Genomic DNA, 13,946 nt, shown 5'->3' on the forward strand with positions numbered 1-13,946 from the left:
GAGTCCGCTCCACGCGGACTCGCTGCCTTGCATTTACCCCTGAATGAACGCCAGCAGATCAGCGTTGAGCACATCTGCGTTCAACGTCAACATGCCGTGTGGGAAGCCCGGATACGTCTTCAATGTTCCGTTCTTCAACAGCTTGATCGACTTCAGCGCCGCATCGGCAAACGGCACGATCTGGTCGTCTTCGCCGTGCAGCACGAGAGTCGGCACGCTGATCGAGCGAAGGTCTTCGGTCTGGTCCGTTTCCGAGAAGGCCTTGATGCCTTCGTAGTGCGCCTTGGCGCTGCCCATCATGCCCTGACGCCACCAGTTCTGGATCACGCCTTGATGGACCGTCGCGCCCGGACGATTGAAGCCGTAGAACGGCCCCGCCGGAACGTCGACGAAGAACTGCGCGCGATTGTCGGCAAGCGCCTTGCGAAAGCCGTCGAAGACTTCAAGCGGCAAACCTTCCGGGTTTGCTTCGGTCTTGAGCATCAGCGGCGGCACGGCGCTCACCAGCACCGCCTTCGCGACGCGGCCAGCCGGTTCGCCGTGCTTCGCCACATAGCGAGCCACCTCGCCGCCGCCAGTCGAATGGCCGATATGCACGGCGTTGCGCAGATCAAGCGCTTCGACCACCGCGAACGCGTCGGCGGCGTAGTGGTCCATGTCGTGTCCGTCGGAGACTTGCGAAGAGCGGCCGTGGCCGCGCCGGTCGTGAGCGATCACGCGGAAGCCCTTCTGAACGAAGAACAGCATCTGCGTATCCCAGTCGTCGGAAGACAACGGCCAGCCGTGATGGAACACGATCGGCTGCGCGTCCTTCGGACCCCAGTCTTTGTAGAAAATTTCGACATTGTCCTTCGTTGTCACGTACGGCATGGTCGTTTCTCCTGTTTCACGTTTTGGGCAATAGCAGACTGGATGATCCGGCGCGAGTGTTACGAAAGCCACCATGGTGGCAACAAACTGTGGAGCGAATCTGGCAACGCGCTGAAAGGAGAATACTGACACGCGTCGCGTTATGGAAGCGCGATGAAAAGAACTGATCGTTGCGCCGCTGCCATCAATCGCCCTTGGGCACGCTTACTCTCATCGCAATTAATTGCGCCGCTTCGTCCACCCGATTGAGAAATTTCGCAGGGTTTCCCGAATACCAGACAGGCACCATGCTCGGTCCATTTCGGGAGCCGTGTGATGAGACTCATGAAGATAGCGATGCTGGCCGCAACCGTGTTGCCGTTGTCGTCGTACGCCGCGCTGGGCGGCCCGCCGGTCACGGGAGCGTCCATGCCGCTCATGCTGCGCGCCGCCACGCCGCAGTCCGCTCCGGCGTCCGCTCCGCCGTCCGCAAGCAGCCAGCCGGCCGGCGGGCTCGTTAGCGCGGCGCCCTACTCGGTGCGCCAGTCGATCGACGCGAACGGCGTCACGATCCGCGAATACGTGTTGAACGCCAACGTCGTGTTCGCCGTCACCTGGGACGGCCCGGTGCGGCCGAACATGCGCGCGCTGCTCGGCAGCTACTTCGCGAATTACGTTGCGTCTGGACAAAGCGGCGTGCGCGGCTCCGGTCCTTTGATCGAAGGTAACGACGACTTCCGCATCGAATCCGCGGGCCGCCTCGGGCGCTTCTTCGGCATGGCCTGGGTGCCGCGTCTGATGCCCGCGGGCGTGCGTCCGGGCGATCTCGAATAACAGCCATGCGCTTCCCGGGAAAACACATGAATACATTGAAAAAGACGCTGTCGCTCGCGGCGGCCATCGGCGTCCTGACGCTTGCCGCTTGCGGCGGCGGGGGCGGCGGGAGTGCCGGCTCCGGCACTCAGGGCAATAATTCGGCCGGCTGGAACGCCACACCGCAATGGACACCGCACGGGTCCGGCGCCTCCGGCGGTTCGGGGAATTCATCGCCGCCCGCTACAGGCGACAACACGGTCACGATCCGCGTCGACAATACGATGGGCGGCGTCAACCTGCTCAAGGCCTCGATCAGGCTATGCGTGCCGGGCACCCAGAACGCGCCGCAATGCGTGACCGTCGACAACATGCTGGTCGACACCGGCTCCACCGGCGTGCGGATTGCAGCGCGCGCCATTCCCACACTGGCCCCGTTGCTGCTCACGCAAGTCGGCGCAGTCGACGACATAAGCGGCTCCGCCCCCATCGTCGAATGCATGCCGTTCGCCTCAGGCTATACGTGGGGCTCGGTCAAACGCGCCGACGTTACGATCGGCAGCAAGACAGCGAGCAACCTTCCAATCCAGGTGTACGCGGACAACGCATTCGCCGCCCCCGACGACTGCACGAACTACGGTGCCGACCTGGGCGGCGGCGCCTTCGCCGGCATTAACGGTATTCTCGGCGTCGACAGTTTCGCTACAGACTCAGCCGACGCGGTCACTACCGCGATTCCTGGCAATTACTACTACTGCCCGTCGCAGAACTCGTGCATTAGCACACGCATGCTAGCCGGCAAGGAAGTGAAGAACCCCGTAGCCGCATTCGCCACGGACAACAACGGCACGATCATCCGCCTGCCCGCTGTGCCGGCCGGCGGCCAGACGAGCGTCACGGGGCAACTGGTGTTCGGCATCGGTACGCAGCAGAACAACGCGTTGCCGCCGAGCGCGACCGTGCTCGCCATCGACAAATACGGCGCTTTCACGACGCAGTATCGCGGCAAAGTCTTTACCCGCAGCGTGATCGACAGCGGCACTAATGCATACGCCTTCCCCGACGACACCATCGCGACGAGTGCGGACGGCTGGTACACGCCTGCCACGCCGCTGAATATGAGCGCAACAATGGAGGCCACCAACGGCACAGGCAAGCCGCTCGATATGCCGTTCTCCATTGCTGATACGAGCAACCTGCGATTATCCGGCTACTACGCTCTCAGCAACGCCGGCGTGAACTTCGCGTACAGCGGGAAAAACAGCATGTTCCTGTGGGGGCTGCCGTTTTTCTACGGCCGGGACGTCTACACAGTAATGGGGAACGCGAAGGTCGGTAACCAGAGCGGACCGTTCGTCGCGTTCTAGCGTACTGACGCAAAACACGCGCAATGCATGAGGCCGGCGCGGCACGCGCTGGCCTCATGCAAACGCCTGATGCAAAGACCTGATGCAACCCCTACGGCGAACCCCTAAAGTCAGCGCATAAAGCGATCGCCCGAAGCTTCAATCCGTCTCCCTCAACACCTCGGCCACCGTCGTAAAGATCTCGTCGATCTGAGCCTCTTCAATAATGAGCGGCGGCGAGAACGCGAGAATGTCGCCGGTATAGCGTGTCAATACGCCCTTCTGGAAACATCGCACGAACACGTCGTAAGCGCGTGTGCCAGGCGCGCCGTCGCGCGACGCAAGCTCGACGCCGCCCACCAGCCCGAGGTTGCGAACGTCGATCACATGCCGTTCACCGCGCAGCTTGTGAATCGCGCGCTCGAAAAGCGGCGCCATCCGCGCGGCCCGATCGAACAACTGCTCGCGCTCGTAGAGGTCGATCGTCGCGCATGCCGCCGCAGCCGCAATCGGATGTCCCGAGTACGTATAGCCATGAAACAGCTCGATGCCGCCCGGCGCGCCGTTCACGATCGAGTCGTGAATCTGGCCGCTTGCGGCCACCGCGCCCATCGGAGCGGCCGCGTTGTTGGTGCCCTTCGCCATCGTCAGCAGGTCGGGTGTGACGCCGAAATACTGCGCGGCGAACGGCGCGCCGAGGCGGCCCCAACCGGTGATGACTTCGTCGAAGATCAGCAGAATGCCGTGCTTATCGCAGATCTCGCGCAACCGTTGAAGATAACCTTGCGGCGGAATCAGCACGCCTGTCGATCCGGCCACCGGCTCGACGATCACCGCCGCAACCGTCGACGCATCGTGCAGCGCGACGATCCGCTCGAGTTCGTCGGCGAGATGCGCGCCCCACGCCGGTTGGCCCTTCGAATAAGCGGCCTCTTTGATGTTCAGCGTATGCGGCAAATGATCGATCGACGGCAGTAGCGCGCCCGAAAACGCCTTGCGGTTGGGCGCAATCCCGCCAACGGAAATTCCGCCGAAGCCGACGCCGTGATAGCCGCGCTCGCGTCCGATGAAGCGGGTGCGTTGTCCCTCGCCACGCGAGCGGTAATAGGCAAGCGCGATCTTCAGCGCGGTGTCGACTGCTTCCGAGCCTGAGTTCACGAAGAAGATGTGCTTCAGATCGCCCGGCGTGTGTCGCGCGATTTTCGTCGCGGCTTCGAATGCTTTCGGGTGGCCCATCTGGAACGTGGGCGCGAAATCCATCTCAGCAGCCTGAGCCTGCACGGCGGCCACGATTTCATCGCGGCAGTGCCCTGCGTTCACGCACCACAGGCCCGCGGTGCCGTCGAGAATGCGCCGCCCATCGTGCGATGTGTAGTACATGCTTTTCGCGCTCGCGAGCAGACGCGGCGCGCTCTTGAACTGGCGATTGGCGGTGAAGGGCATCCAGAACGCGGACATATCGGGTTGATTGGCGCCGGCGGATTCAGTCATCTCATATCTCCATGCAGAACTGTCGACGGGAATTAGCGCTTCAGCGCTTAGTCCGGTCCCATGCAACGCTGTCGACAGAAGTTAGCGCTTCAGCGCTCAGCCCTGTCCCATGCAAAGGCCAGTAAGCGGTCTTTCAGTGTAGGCACAACACAGCGCATGCACAAAGCAGCGGCGCATGTGCACCGCCAAAGCCCGCTGGCCGATCGTCACGCTTCGTCGCGGCGCGGCGCGCACCTAAACGAGGCGCATTAAAGCCATGTGCACCAGATTCGTACGCCAAGCAGCATAAGCCCGCTCGCGTGGAGGCGCGCCGCAGCGCGCGAAGCCGCGGAGTGCTGCGCATTCCTCACATGGCATGTGCCTTGCAGTACACGAGCGGCAAGTCATGCGGGGCAAGCCCCGTGGCTGAAATCGACGCCCATAAACATTCATCATCAATGGCAAGGGGATACACATGAAACGTCGCAGTCTGTTGAAGTTCGGCTCCATGTCCGGCGCGCTCGCGCTTGCAGGTCGCGCGCCGTTCGCGCACGCACAGTCCGCGAGCGGCCCGATCAAGGTGGGCATCCTGCATTCCCTGTCCGGCACGATGGCGATCTCCGAGACATCGCTGAAAGACACCGCGCTGATGACGATCGCTGACATCAACAAGAACGGCGGCGTGATGGGCCGTCAGCTTCAGCCTGTGGTGGTCGACCCCGCTTCGAACTGGCCGCTATTCGCCGAAAAAGCGCGTCAATTGATCACGCAGGAAAAGTGCGCGGTGGTGTTCGGCTGCTGGACGTCGGTGTCGCGCAAGTCGGTGCTGCCGGTGTTCGAAGAGCTCAACGGCCTGCTCTTCTACCCGGTCCAGTACGAAGGCGAAGAGATGTCGCGCAACGTGTTTTACACGGGCGCCGCGCCGAATCAGCAGGCGATCCCTGCAACCGAATATCTGATGAGCGCGGAAGGCGGCGGCGCGAAGCGCTTCTTCCTGCTCGGCACCGACTACGTGTATCCGCGCACGACCAACAAGATCCTGCGCGCGTTCCTGAAGTCGAAGGGCGTGCAGGAGGCCGACATCCAGGAGGTCTATACGCCGTTCGGCCACAGCGATTACCAGACCATCGTCGCGAACATCAAGACGTTCTCGCAAGGCGGCAAGACGGCCGTGATCTCGACGGTGAACGGCGACTCCAACGTGCCGTTCTATAAGGAACTCGGCAACCAGGGGCTGAAGGCTTCCGATGTGCCGGTCGTCGCGTTCTCGGTCGGCGAGGAAGAACTGCGCGGCATCGACACGAAGCCGCTGGTGGGCAACCTCGCGGCATGGAACTACTTCATGTCCGTGCGCAACCCGGCCAACGAGAAGTTCAAGAAACAATGGGCCGCGTGGGTCAAGGAGAACAATCTGCCTGGCGGCACCAAGCGCGTGACGAACGACCCGATGGAAGCGACTTTCGTCGGCATCCACATGTGGAAGCAGGCTGTCGAGAAGGCGAAGAGCACCGAAGTCGACAAGGTACGCGTGGCGATGATCGGCCAGCAGTTTGCAGCGCCGTCGGGCTTCACGCTCGAAATGGACGGCAACCACCATCTGCACAAGCCGGTGATGATCGGCGAAGTGCGCGCGGACGGTCAGTTCAACGTGGTGTGGCGCACCAAGACCGCGGTTCGCGCGCAGCCGTGGAGCCCGTTCATCGCAGGCAATGCAGGCAAGCCGGATGTGGTCAGCTCGATCCCGGCGTTTCTGAAGCGCTCGCGGGTCGCTTAACGGCACCGCGTATGACGGCGGCTCGAGTGGCCGCCGTCATGTGTCGAGGCGAACTCGGGCGAACTCGGGCGAATTCCAGGTGAACTCCCGGCGACCGTTACCGTGTTCCGGCACGCGCAGTGGGTTCGCCGCGAATCCGGCATGCGTAGCAATCGCAATCGAAACTCGCGCGCGCCTGGCGAGCGATCACGGCCGTAATGCTTGCGACCCGTTCCGCTCGACACTGCCCCATGCGATTCGGCGGCTGAACGTAGCCGTGCAGCGTGCGGCACAACACCGGCCCGCATTCAACCGGCGCGATGCGAGCTTTGCAAAGCGCGTCGCCGGTCATTCTTCAAAGGCCATCATGGCGTTTTCATTCCTCACTTTTGCACAGCGGTCCGCGCGACGCAGCGTCAGCAGCACCGCTCTTGCGTTGCTCACGTTGGTTGCGTTGGGCTCGCTGACGCCGCATGCCGCGTTCGCGTTGACCGCGGCCGATGTCGCGCCGCTTGCCGCCGACGACTTCGACGCGAAGTCCGCAGCCATCGACAAACTCATCGCCAATCACGACAAGGAGTCGGTCGCGGTGCTGAAGGCGTTGTCCGAAGACGGCGTGCTCGCCACCGACTCAGGCGCCGTGCTGCTGCAGGACGGCGACGCGACGCGCGATGCCGTCACCGGCAAGACCGTCGCCGCAAGCGACGCACAACCCGTCACGTTGAATAATCTGCTGCGCTCGAAAGTGGCGGGCGCGCTCTCGGGCTTACAGCTGGACTCCCCGGATAAGGCGACGCGCGAGCAAGCCATCAACGCGCTGCTGAAAAACCCTGACCCGTCGATCAAGCCGCTCGTCGACACGGCCCGCGCAAAAGAAACCGACCCGGCTCTGAAGAAGCGCCTCGACACGCTGTGGGCAATGACCGCGCTGCATGACGCCGACGCGGCTAAGCGTCTCGAAGCGGTGAAGCTCGTCGCCGCGCGGCACGACCTCGACATGAACGAACTGCTGCGACCGCTCGTCGCGAAAAAGCCCGACGGCACATTCGCGGAAGCCGACGCTCGCGTGCGGGCCGCGGCGCAAAGCGGTATCGACGAACTCGACGCAATCCAGCGCCGCGGTGAAATCGCCGGCACGCTGTTCGCGGGTCTCTCGCTCGGCAGCGTGCTGCTGCTCGCTGCACTCGGGCTTGCCATCACGTATGGCCTGATCGGCGTCATCAACATGGCGCACGGCGAATTCCTCATGATCGGCGCCTACGCCACGTATGTCGTGCAGAACCTCTTTCAGCGCTTCGCGCCGGGCGGGTTCGACTGGTATCCGCTCGTCGCGGTGCCCGCGTCGTTCGTTGCGGCGGCGCTCGTCGGCATCGTGATCGAGCGGCTCGTGCTCAAGCATCTGTATGGCCGTCCGCTCGAAACGCTGCTGACCACCTTCGGCATCAGCCTGATCCTGATTCAGGCGACGCGCATGCTGTTCGGCGCGCAGAACGTGCAGGTCGTCAATCCTTCGTGGATGAGCGGCGGCGTGACCGTCATGGCGAACCTGATCCTGCCGTACAACCGGCTCGCGATTCTCGCGTTTTCGCTGATTGTCGTCGGCATTGCATGGGCCGTGTTGACGAAGACGCGCCTCGGACTCTTCGTGCGCGCCGTCACGCAGAACCGCCGCATGGCTGCATGCGTCGGCGTGAAGACCGCACGGGTCGACTCGTATGCGTTCGCGTTCGGCGCGGGCATTGCGGGACTCGGCGGCTGCGCGTTATCGCAGATCGGCAATGTCGGGCCCGACCTCGGGCAAAGCTACATCATCGATTCGTTCATGGCGGTCGTGCTCGGTGGCGTGGGTCAACTGGCGGGCACGGTGATCGGCGGCTTCGGGCTCGGACTCGTGAGCAAGGCGATCGAGCCGTTCTGGGGCGCCGTGCTCGCGAAGATCGCGGTGCTCGTGCTGATCGTGCTGTTCATCCAGAAGCGTCCGCAGGGCATGTTCGCCCTCAAGGGCCGTAGCGCGGAGGCATGAGATGACATCTGCAACTTCTTCTTCGGCCGCGTCGGCTCATGTCGGTACAACGGATGGCAACCCGGCCGGCAACTCAGCTGACCGCGTCGCGCAGTCGGGCTTTGCCCTCGGCTTGCCGCCGCGTCCCGCGCTGCTGTCGCGCCGTGCATGGCTTGCGCTGATCGCGCTGATCGCCGTGTTCGGCCTCGGCGTGCCGTTCGCTGCGCTGGTGGTGCCGGAAGCGAGTCCGCTGCATCTGTCCGCTTACGCGACGACCATCACCGGCAAGTTCATGTGCTACGCGATCGCGGCGCTCGCACTCGATCTGGTGTGGGGTTACTGCGGCATTCTGAGTCTCGGACACGCGCTCTTCTTCGCACTGGGCGGCTACGCGATCGGCATGTACCTGATGCGCGCAATCGGCCACGACGGCAAGTACGGCAGCGATCTGCCCGACTTCATGGTGTTCCTCGACTGGCATCAACTGCCGTGGTATTGGCAAGGCACGCAGCATCTGGGCTATGCGCTGCTGCTCGTGGTGCTGGTGCCGGCCGTGGTGGCATGGGTATTCGGCTTCTTCACGTTCCGCTCGCGAGTGAAGGGCGTGTATCTGTCGATCATCACGCAGGCGATGACGTTCGCTGCCATGCTGCTCTTCTATCGCAATGAGACGGGCTTTGGCGGCAATAACGGCTTCACCGATTTCAAGCGCATCGGCGGCTTTCCAATCACGCATGCCGGTACGCGCACCGCCCTGCTGCTGATCACGTTTGCGGTGCTGATCGTCGCGTTCCTCGGCGCGCGGGCCATCGTCACCTCGAAGCTCGGCCGCGTCGTGACCGCCGTGCGCGACGGCGAAACGCGCCTGATGTTCCTCGGCTACAGCCCGCTCGCGTACAAACTCTTCGTATGGACCGTGTCCGCCGTGTTGTGCGGCATTGCCGGCGCGTTGTACGTGCCACAGGTCGGCATCATCAATCCGGGTGAGATGTCGCCTGGCAATTCGATCGAAATGGCCATCTGGGTAGCCGTCGGTGGACGCGGCACGTTGATTGGGCCGATTGTCGGCGCGTTTGCAGTGAACGGCGCGAAGAGCTTCTTCACGGCAAACTTTCCTGAATACTGGCTGTTCTTCCTCGGTCTGATTTTCGTGCTGGTCCCGCTGTTTCTGCCGAACGGCATCATGGGACTGGTCGAGCTCGTGACGCGCAAGAGGAACCGCTCATGAACGAAAACCCGATGGTTCCCGATCTGGCTTTGCCCGAGCATCCTTCTGAACACGCGTTGAGCGGCGTCGCGAGCATGGGGCACGTCGTCGTTCCCGGCGAGATCGACGTTTCCCACGGCACGATCCTCTATCTCGAAGACGTGACCGTGAGCTTCGACGGCTTTCGTGCGTTGAATGCGCTGACACTTTCTATCGACGCTGGCGAATTGCGCTGCATCATCGGACCGAACGGCGCCGGCAAGACGACGATGATGGACGTGATCACCGGCAAGACCTCGCCCGATTCGGGCAAGGTGTTTCTCGGCCAGTCGATCGACCTCACGCGAATGAACGAGCCGTCCATTGCACGTGCCGGCATTGGACGCAAGTTCCAGAAGCCGACGGTTTTCGAGCAGCATCCCGTGTGGGAAAACCTCGAACTCGCGATGAAGACCGACAAGGGATGGCTTGCGTCGTTGCGGGCGCGGCTAGATCGCGAAGCGCAAGCACGCATCGAAGAAACGCTCGTGCTGATCGGTCTGGAATCCGAGGCGCGGCGTCTTGCCGGCGAACTGTCGCACGGACAGAAGCAGCGGCTCGAAATCGGCATGTTGCTGATGCAGCAACCGGCGCTGCTGCTACTCGACGAACCTGCCGCGGGCATGACCGACGACGAGACGATGCAACTGGCAGACCTGCTCAGCCATCTGCGCGGCACGTGTTCGATGATGGTCGTCGAACACGACATGGAGTTCGTGAAAGCTCTATCGGGCGACACCGGCAAGGTCACGGTGATGGCCGAAGGGCGCGTGCTCGCGCACGGCACGCTCGACGAAGTGAAACGCGACGAGACGGTGATCGAGTCGTATCTTGGCCGCTGAGCGGACAGGCCAGTCAAAGGGTCGAACGGACATGCTAGAAGTAGAAAACCTGAACCAGTACTACGGCGGCAGCCACATTCTTCGCGATGTGAAGCTCACCGTGCCCGATGGCAAACTCACCGTGCTGCTCGGCCGCAATGGCGTGGGCAAGACGACGTTGCTGCGCTGCCTGATGGGCGTAGTGCAGACGAAGAGCGGCTCGATCGCCTGGCGCGGCGCGCCGATCACGAAGCTGCCCACCTATTCTCGCGTCGAGAAAGGGCTTGCCTACGTGCCGCAAGGACGCGATATTTTTCCGCGGCTCACCGTCGAAGAAAATCTGCTGGTGGGCGCCGCCAGCAAGAAGGCACCGAAGAAGATTCCCGATCGCATCTATGAGTTGTTTCCCGTGCTCAAGGATATGCGCAGCCGTCGCGGCGGCGATCTGTCGGGCGGTCAGCAACAGCAGCTCGCGATCGGCCGGGCATTGATGAGCGATCCGCAACTGCTGATTCTCGACGAACCCACGGAAGGCATCCAGCCGTCGATCATTCAGGACATTGGGCGCACGCTGCGTCAGCTGGTCGAAGAGATGGGCATGACCGTGCTGCTCGTCGAGCAGTACTACGACTTTGCGAAGGACATTGCCGACCGCTATTGGGTGATGAGCCGCGGCGAGATCGTCGCGGGCGGCGAAGGCGCGAACATGGATGCGGATGGCGTGCGTGCGCTGATCGCGGTGTGACGCTCTCGCGTGAGTGAGCGTGCTATGCTCGGCGCGTCTCGGGCCGGGTCCGCGCGCTCCTGGGCTTGCGGCTTCCCTTCTTGTACCTTCCTGTACCAATACGTCGATCGCACGTTCATTCGCATGTCGCTTCACGAAAATCACGCCACGCTCGCTACTGTGCAACCCCAAGCGAAAGCCGAGACGCATGCGCATTGGCGCGCGCGGCTCGAACTTGGGTTCGTCAGGCATGGCGAGCGCAGCGTCCTGCAGCATCGGCTGCACGATGGCCCGCTGCGTGTCCAACGGCCGTTGTATCCGGAAGGTCAGGCTGTTTGTCATGCAGTGATCGTGCATCCGCCGGGCGGGATCGCGGGCGGCGATCAACTCGATATAGAAGTCAATGTGGGTGCTCATGCGCATGCTGTCATCACGACGCCCGGCGCGACCAACTGGTACAAATCCAATGGACGCTCCGCGCGGCAGCATATCGCTGTCCGCGTCGGCGAACATGCGAAGCTCGACTGGCTGCCGCAGAACAATATCGTTTTCGATCACGCAAAGGCAGACCTCGACTTCTCGCTGACACTCGACGAAGACGCAACGGCGATCGGTTGGGATGCGACGCAGCTCGGGCGGCAAGCGGCCGGCGAGCGGTGGTCCGATGGAAGCCTGCGGGCGGTGTCGCGTATCGCGCGGGCTCACGGCGAGTTGTTGTGGCTGGAGCGGGCGAGCCTCGTTGCCGGTGACCCGTTGCGCGACGCGGCTCAGGGGCTTGGCGGCTTTCCTGCGTATGGCACGCTGTGGGCCGTTGGCGCAGCTTGCGACGACGCGCTCGCTGAAGCGCTGACCGCGCAGCTTCCCTTCGGCGACTCCGTGCGCGCGGCGGCTTCCTGCGTGACCAGTGGCGTATTGCTCGTGCGCGCCGTGTCGCGATCGATGGAGACGTTGCAGCGCGCGTTGACGCAATGCTGGTTGCAGTTGCGGCCCGTCGTGCACGGCGTCGAGGCGGTGCCTTTGAGAATCTGGACGACGTAGGCTACCTGCGCAAAATCAGCACGCTTCGCCGCACGCGGCAGCGCCGCAGCTTCTTAACCAACCACATCCGTAATCACACCCGCTTTCACCGCGTAAGACAAGTCCGCACCAACTCGAAGCAATCTCGATCCCCTATCTGGTGCGTCGTCTGGCAAACCTCCCCAGCAGCCCCGCCGCACCACGATGGCACACACCTTGCGTTGCTAGCGGCCGATGCTGCCGCTTCCTCGCCGCCAGCCGCCTGCCCGCCACCACCACAGCTACTACAAATGAACCGACCAACGCTTCGTTCCGCTCGCCGCACGCTCCTCGCCGCCCTGCTCGTTTCGCCTGTCCTCGCAACCACCGCCCCTGCGGCGCACGCCGATACGCTCGACAACATCGCCAAGGCAGGCGTGCTCAAGGTCGCCGTGCCGGAAGACTATCCGCCGTTCGGTTCGGTCGGCCCCGACATGAAGCCGCAAGGCTATGACATCGACACCGCCGCGCTGCTCGCGAAGTCGATGAACGTGAAGCTCGAACTGGTGCCCGTGAACAGCGCGAACCGCATTCCCTATCTGCAAACGAACAAGGTCGATCTGGTGATCTCGTCGCTCGGCAAGACGCCCGATCGCGAGAAAGTGATCGACTTCTCCAACGCCTACGCGCCGTACTATCAGGGCGTGTTCGGCCCCGCCGACATCAAGGTCAGCGGCCCCGCCGATCTGACCGGCAAGACGGTCGGCGCGACGCGCGGCGCGCTCGAAGAACTCGGTCTCACGCAAATGGCGCCGAATGCCACGATCAAGCGCTTCGAGGACAACAACGCGACCATTGCCGCGTTCCTGTCGGGCCAGGTTCAGTTGATCGCTGCGGGCAACATCGTCGCCGCCGCAATTCTGGCTAAGAATCCGCCGCGCCGTCCTGAGCCTAAGTTCGTCATCAAGAACTCGCCGTGTTTTGTCGGTATGAACAGGAACGAACCGCGCCTGCAGCAGAAGGTGAACGCCGCCATCGCGCAAGCCAAGCAGGACGGCACGCTCAATACGATGTCGAAGAAGTGGTTCGGCGCAGCGCTGCCCGCGGATCTGTAAGCGCGTCGTTAGCCGGGCTTGATAGCGTCGCTGTTTTGTCCGGCTTTGCATGGGTCGCATCGGCGACCCGCAACGCATATCATTGTCGCAGCCCGATTCCTTCGGATCGGGCGCAACCCACCGCACTCATTCGATGAAGCTGACACCTCGCGAGAAGGACAAGCTGCTGATCTTCACCGCCGCGCTGCTTGCCGAACGGCGCCGCGCACGCGGCCTCAAACTGAATTATCCGGAAGCGGTCGCGTTCATCACCGCCGCGCTGATGGAAGCGGCGCGCGACGGCAAGACCGTCGCCGAGGTCATGCACTACGGCACGACGCTGCTCACTCGTGACGACGTCATGGAAGGCGTGCCCGAGATGATCCCCGACATCCAGGTCGAAGCCACGTTTCCCGACGGCACGAAGCTCGTCACGGTTCATCATCCGATTCCCTGATCTGCTGAATCCCGCTAAACCTAACAAGGCACGCCCATGATTCCCGGCGAACTCATCACCGACGACGGCGAACACGAACTCAACGCGGGCCGCGCCACCGTCACGGTGCTCGTGTCGAATACCGGCGACCGGCCGGTGCAGATCGGCTCGCACTACCACTTCTATGAAGTGAACGACGCACTCGCTTTCGACCGCGAAGCCGCACGCGGCTTCCGGCTGAACATCGCCGCGGGCACCGCCGTGCGTTTCGAGCCCGGCCAGGAGCGCACCGTCGAACTCGTCGAACTGGCGGGTGAGCGCATCGTCTATGGCTTCAACGGCAAGGTGATGGGCAAGCTGTGACGCGCCGCGCGCGCTCATCCGCTTGCACCGCCC

Annotated in this window: 13 protein-coding genes; 11 read left to right on the forward strand and 2 right to left on the reverse strand. The window is 63.1% G+C overall.

Annotated elements, in window-relative coordinates; translation table 11 throughout:
- Nucleotides 1-33: 33 nt before the first annotated feature.
- Nucleotides 34-870, reverse strand: a complete 837-nt coding sequence (locus tag SB753_RS23505; RefSeq protein ID WP_204520370.1) for an alpha/beta fold hydrolase — start codon at nucleotides 868-870, stop codon at nucleotides 34-36.
- 315 nt (nucleotides 871-1,185) lie between these two features.
- On the opposite strand from SB753_RS23505, the gene SB753_RS23510 reads away from it, so the two are divergent.
- Together SB753_RS23510 and SB753_RS23515 are read left to right on the forward strand one after the other, a co-directional pair.
- On the forward strand, nucleotides 1,186-1,683 hold the full coding sequence (locus tag SB753_RS23510) for a DUF2844 domain-containing protein (protein WP_410802087.1): 498 nt from the start codon (nucleotides 1,186-1,188) through the stop codon (nucleotides 1,681-1,683).
- Between the two features lie 26 nt (nucleotides 1,684-1,709).
- On the forward strand, nucleotides 1,710-3,029 hold the full coding sequence (locus SB753_RS23515) for a DUF3443 domain-containing protein (RefSeq protein WP_410802089.1): 1,320 nt from the start codon (nucleotides 1,710-1,712) through the stop codon (nucleotides 3,027-3,029).
- A 138-nt stretch (nucleotides 3,030-3,167) separates the two neighbouring features.
- Here SB753_RS23515 and SB753_RS23520 read toward each other — a convergent pair whose 3' ends face one another.
- Nucleotides 3,168-4,499: an aspartate aminotransferase family protein gene (locus tag SB753_RS23520; protein ID WP_410802091.1), complete on the reverse strand. Its 1,332-nt coding sequence runs from the start codon at nucleotides 4,497-4,499 to the stop codon at nucleotides 3,168-3,170.
- 454 nt (nucleotides 4,500-4,953) lie between these two features.
- Between SB753_RS23520 and urtA the strand changes: the two genes are divergently transcribed.
- The 9 genes from urtA to SB753_RS23565 all read left to right on the forward strand — a co-directional run bounded on the left by urtA (nucleotide 4,954) and on the right by SB753_RS23565 (nucleotide 13,913).
- Entirely contained in the window at nucleotides 4,954-6,252 is a 1,299-nt protein-coding gene (gene urtA / locus SB753_RS23525) for an urea ABC transporter substrate-binding protein (protein ID WP_020065123.1), read from the forward strand.
- Nucleotides 6,253-6,598: 346 nt separating this feature from the next.
- Nucleotides 6,599-8,254 (forward strand): urea ABC transporter permease subunit UrtB, encoded by a 1,656-nt coding sequence (urtB, locus tag SB753_RS23530; protein ID WP_408161469.1) that lies wholly within the window; start codon nucleotides 6,599-6,601, stop codon nucleotides 8,252-8,254.
- Between the two features lies 1 nt (nucleotide 8,255).
- A complete protein-coding gene (urtC, locus tag SB753_RS23535; RefSeq protein ID WP_410802093.1) occupies nucleotides 8,256-9,461 on the forward strand; it encodes an urea ABC transporter permease subunit UrtC in 1,206 nt (401 codons plus the stop codon).
- The gene (gene urtD / locus SB753_RS23540) at nucleotides 9,458-10,321 is read left to right on the forward strand and encodes an urea ABC transporter ATP-binding protein UrtD (protein ID WP_410802095.1); all 864 of its coding nucleotides are present in this window, start codon (nucleotides 9,458-9,460) and stop codon (nucleotides 10,319-10,321) included. The genes urtC and urtD overlap by 4 nt, the downstream gene beginning before the upstream one ends.
- Nucleotides 10,322-10,352: 31 nt before the next feature.
- Complete coding sequence (urtE, locus tag SB753_RS23545; protein ID WP_020065119.1) at nucleotides 10,353-11,045, forward strand: urea ABC transporter ATP-binding subunit UrtE; 693 nt, start codon at nucleotides 10,353-10,355, stop codon at nucleotides 11,043-11,045.
- Between the two features lie 123 nt (nucleotides 11,046-11,168).
- Entirely contained in the window at nucleotides 11,169-12,062 is an 894-nt protein-coding gene (locus tag SB753_RS23550) for an urease accessory protein UreD (protein WP_410802097.1), read from the forward strand.
- Between the two features lie 269 nt (nucleotides 12,063-12,331).
- Entirely contained in the window at nucleotides 12,332-13,135 is an 804-nt protein-coding gene (locus tag SB753_RS23555) for a transporter substrate-binding domain-containing protein (RefSeq protein ID WP_408414490.1), read from the forward strand.
- Nucleotides 13,136-13,268: 133 nt separating this feature from the next.
- Nucleotides 13,269-13,571, forward strand: coding sequence for an urease subunit gamma (ureA, locus tag SB753_RS23560; protein WP_006048588.1), 303 nt, complete (start codon nucleotides 13,269-13,271; stop codon nucleotides 13,569-13,571).
- Nucleotides 13,572-13,607: 36 nt separating this feature from the next.
- The gene (locus SB753_RS23565) at nucleotides 13,608-13,913 is read left to right on the forward strand and encodes an urease subunit beta (protein ID WP_020065115.1); all 306 of its coding nucleotides are present in this window, start codon (nucleotides 13,608-13,610) and stop codon (nucleotides 13,911-13,913) included.
- The last annotated feature ends 33 nt before the right edge of the window (nucleotides 13,914-13,946 follow it).

The sequence above is a fragment of the Paraburkholderia sp. SIMBA_053 genome, assembly GCF_046534895.1.
Classification (GTDB): domain Bacteria; phylum Pseudomonadota; class Gammaproteobacteria; order Burkholderiales; family Burkholderiaceae; genus Paraburkholderia; species Paraburkholderia caledonica.

Excerpts from the sequence above, each read along its gene's own strand:
- urtB (WP_408161469.1), top strand. The coding sequence starts at position 6,599 with ATGGCGTTTTCATTCCTCACTTTTGCACAGCGGTCCGCGCGACGCAGC.
- SB753_RS23515 (WP_410802089.1), top strand. The coding sequence starts at position 1,710 with ATGAATACATTGAAAAAGACGCTGTCGCTCGCGGCGGCCATCGGCGTC.
- urtC (WP_410802093.1), top strand. The coding sequence starts at position 8,256 with ATGACATCTGCAACTTCTTCTTCGGCCGCGTCGGCTCATGTCGGTACA.
- SB753_RS23565 (WP_020065115.1), top strand. The coding sequence starts at position 13,608 with ATGATTCCCGGCGAACTCATCACCGACGACGGCGAACACGAACTCAAC.
- SB753_RS23550 (WP_410802097.1), top strand. The coding sequence starts at position 11,169 with ATGTCGCTTCACGAAAATCACGCCACGCTCGCTACTGTGCAACCCCAA.
- SB753_RS23510 (WP_410802087.1), top strand. The coding sequence starts at position 1,186 with ATGAGACTCATGAAGATAGCGATGCTGGCCGCAACCGTGTTGCCGTTG.
- urtA (WP_020065123.1), top strand. The coding sequence starts at position 4,954 with ATGAAACGTCGCAGTCTGTTGAAGTTCGGCTCCATGTCCGGCGCGCTC.
- ureA (WP_006048588.1), top strand. The coding sequence starts at position 13,269 with ATGAAGCTGACACCTCGCGAGAAGGACAAGCTGCTGATCTTCACCGCC.
- urtE (WP_020065119.1), top strand. The coding sequence starts at position 10,353 with ATGCTAGAAGTAGAAAACCTGAACCAGTACTACGGCGGCAGCCACATT.
- SB753_RS23520 (WP_410802091.1), bottom strand. The coding sequence starts at position 4,499 with ATGACTGAATCCGCCGGCGCCAATCAACCCGATATGTCCGCGTTCTGG.
- urtD (WP_410802095.1), top strand. The coding sequence starts at position 9,458 with ATGAACGAAAACCCGATGGTTCCCGATCTGGCTTTGCCCGAGCATCCT.
- SB753_RS23555 (WP_408414490.1), top strand. The coding sequence starts at position 12,332 with ATGAACCGACCAACGCTTCGTTCCGCTCGCCGCACGCTCCTCGCCGCC.
- SB753_RS23505 (WP_204520370.1), bottom strand. The coding sequence starts at position 870 with ATGCCGTACGTGACAACGAAGGACAATGTCGAAATTTTCTACAAAGAC.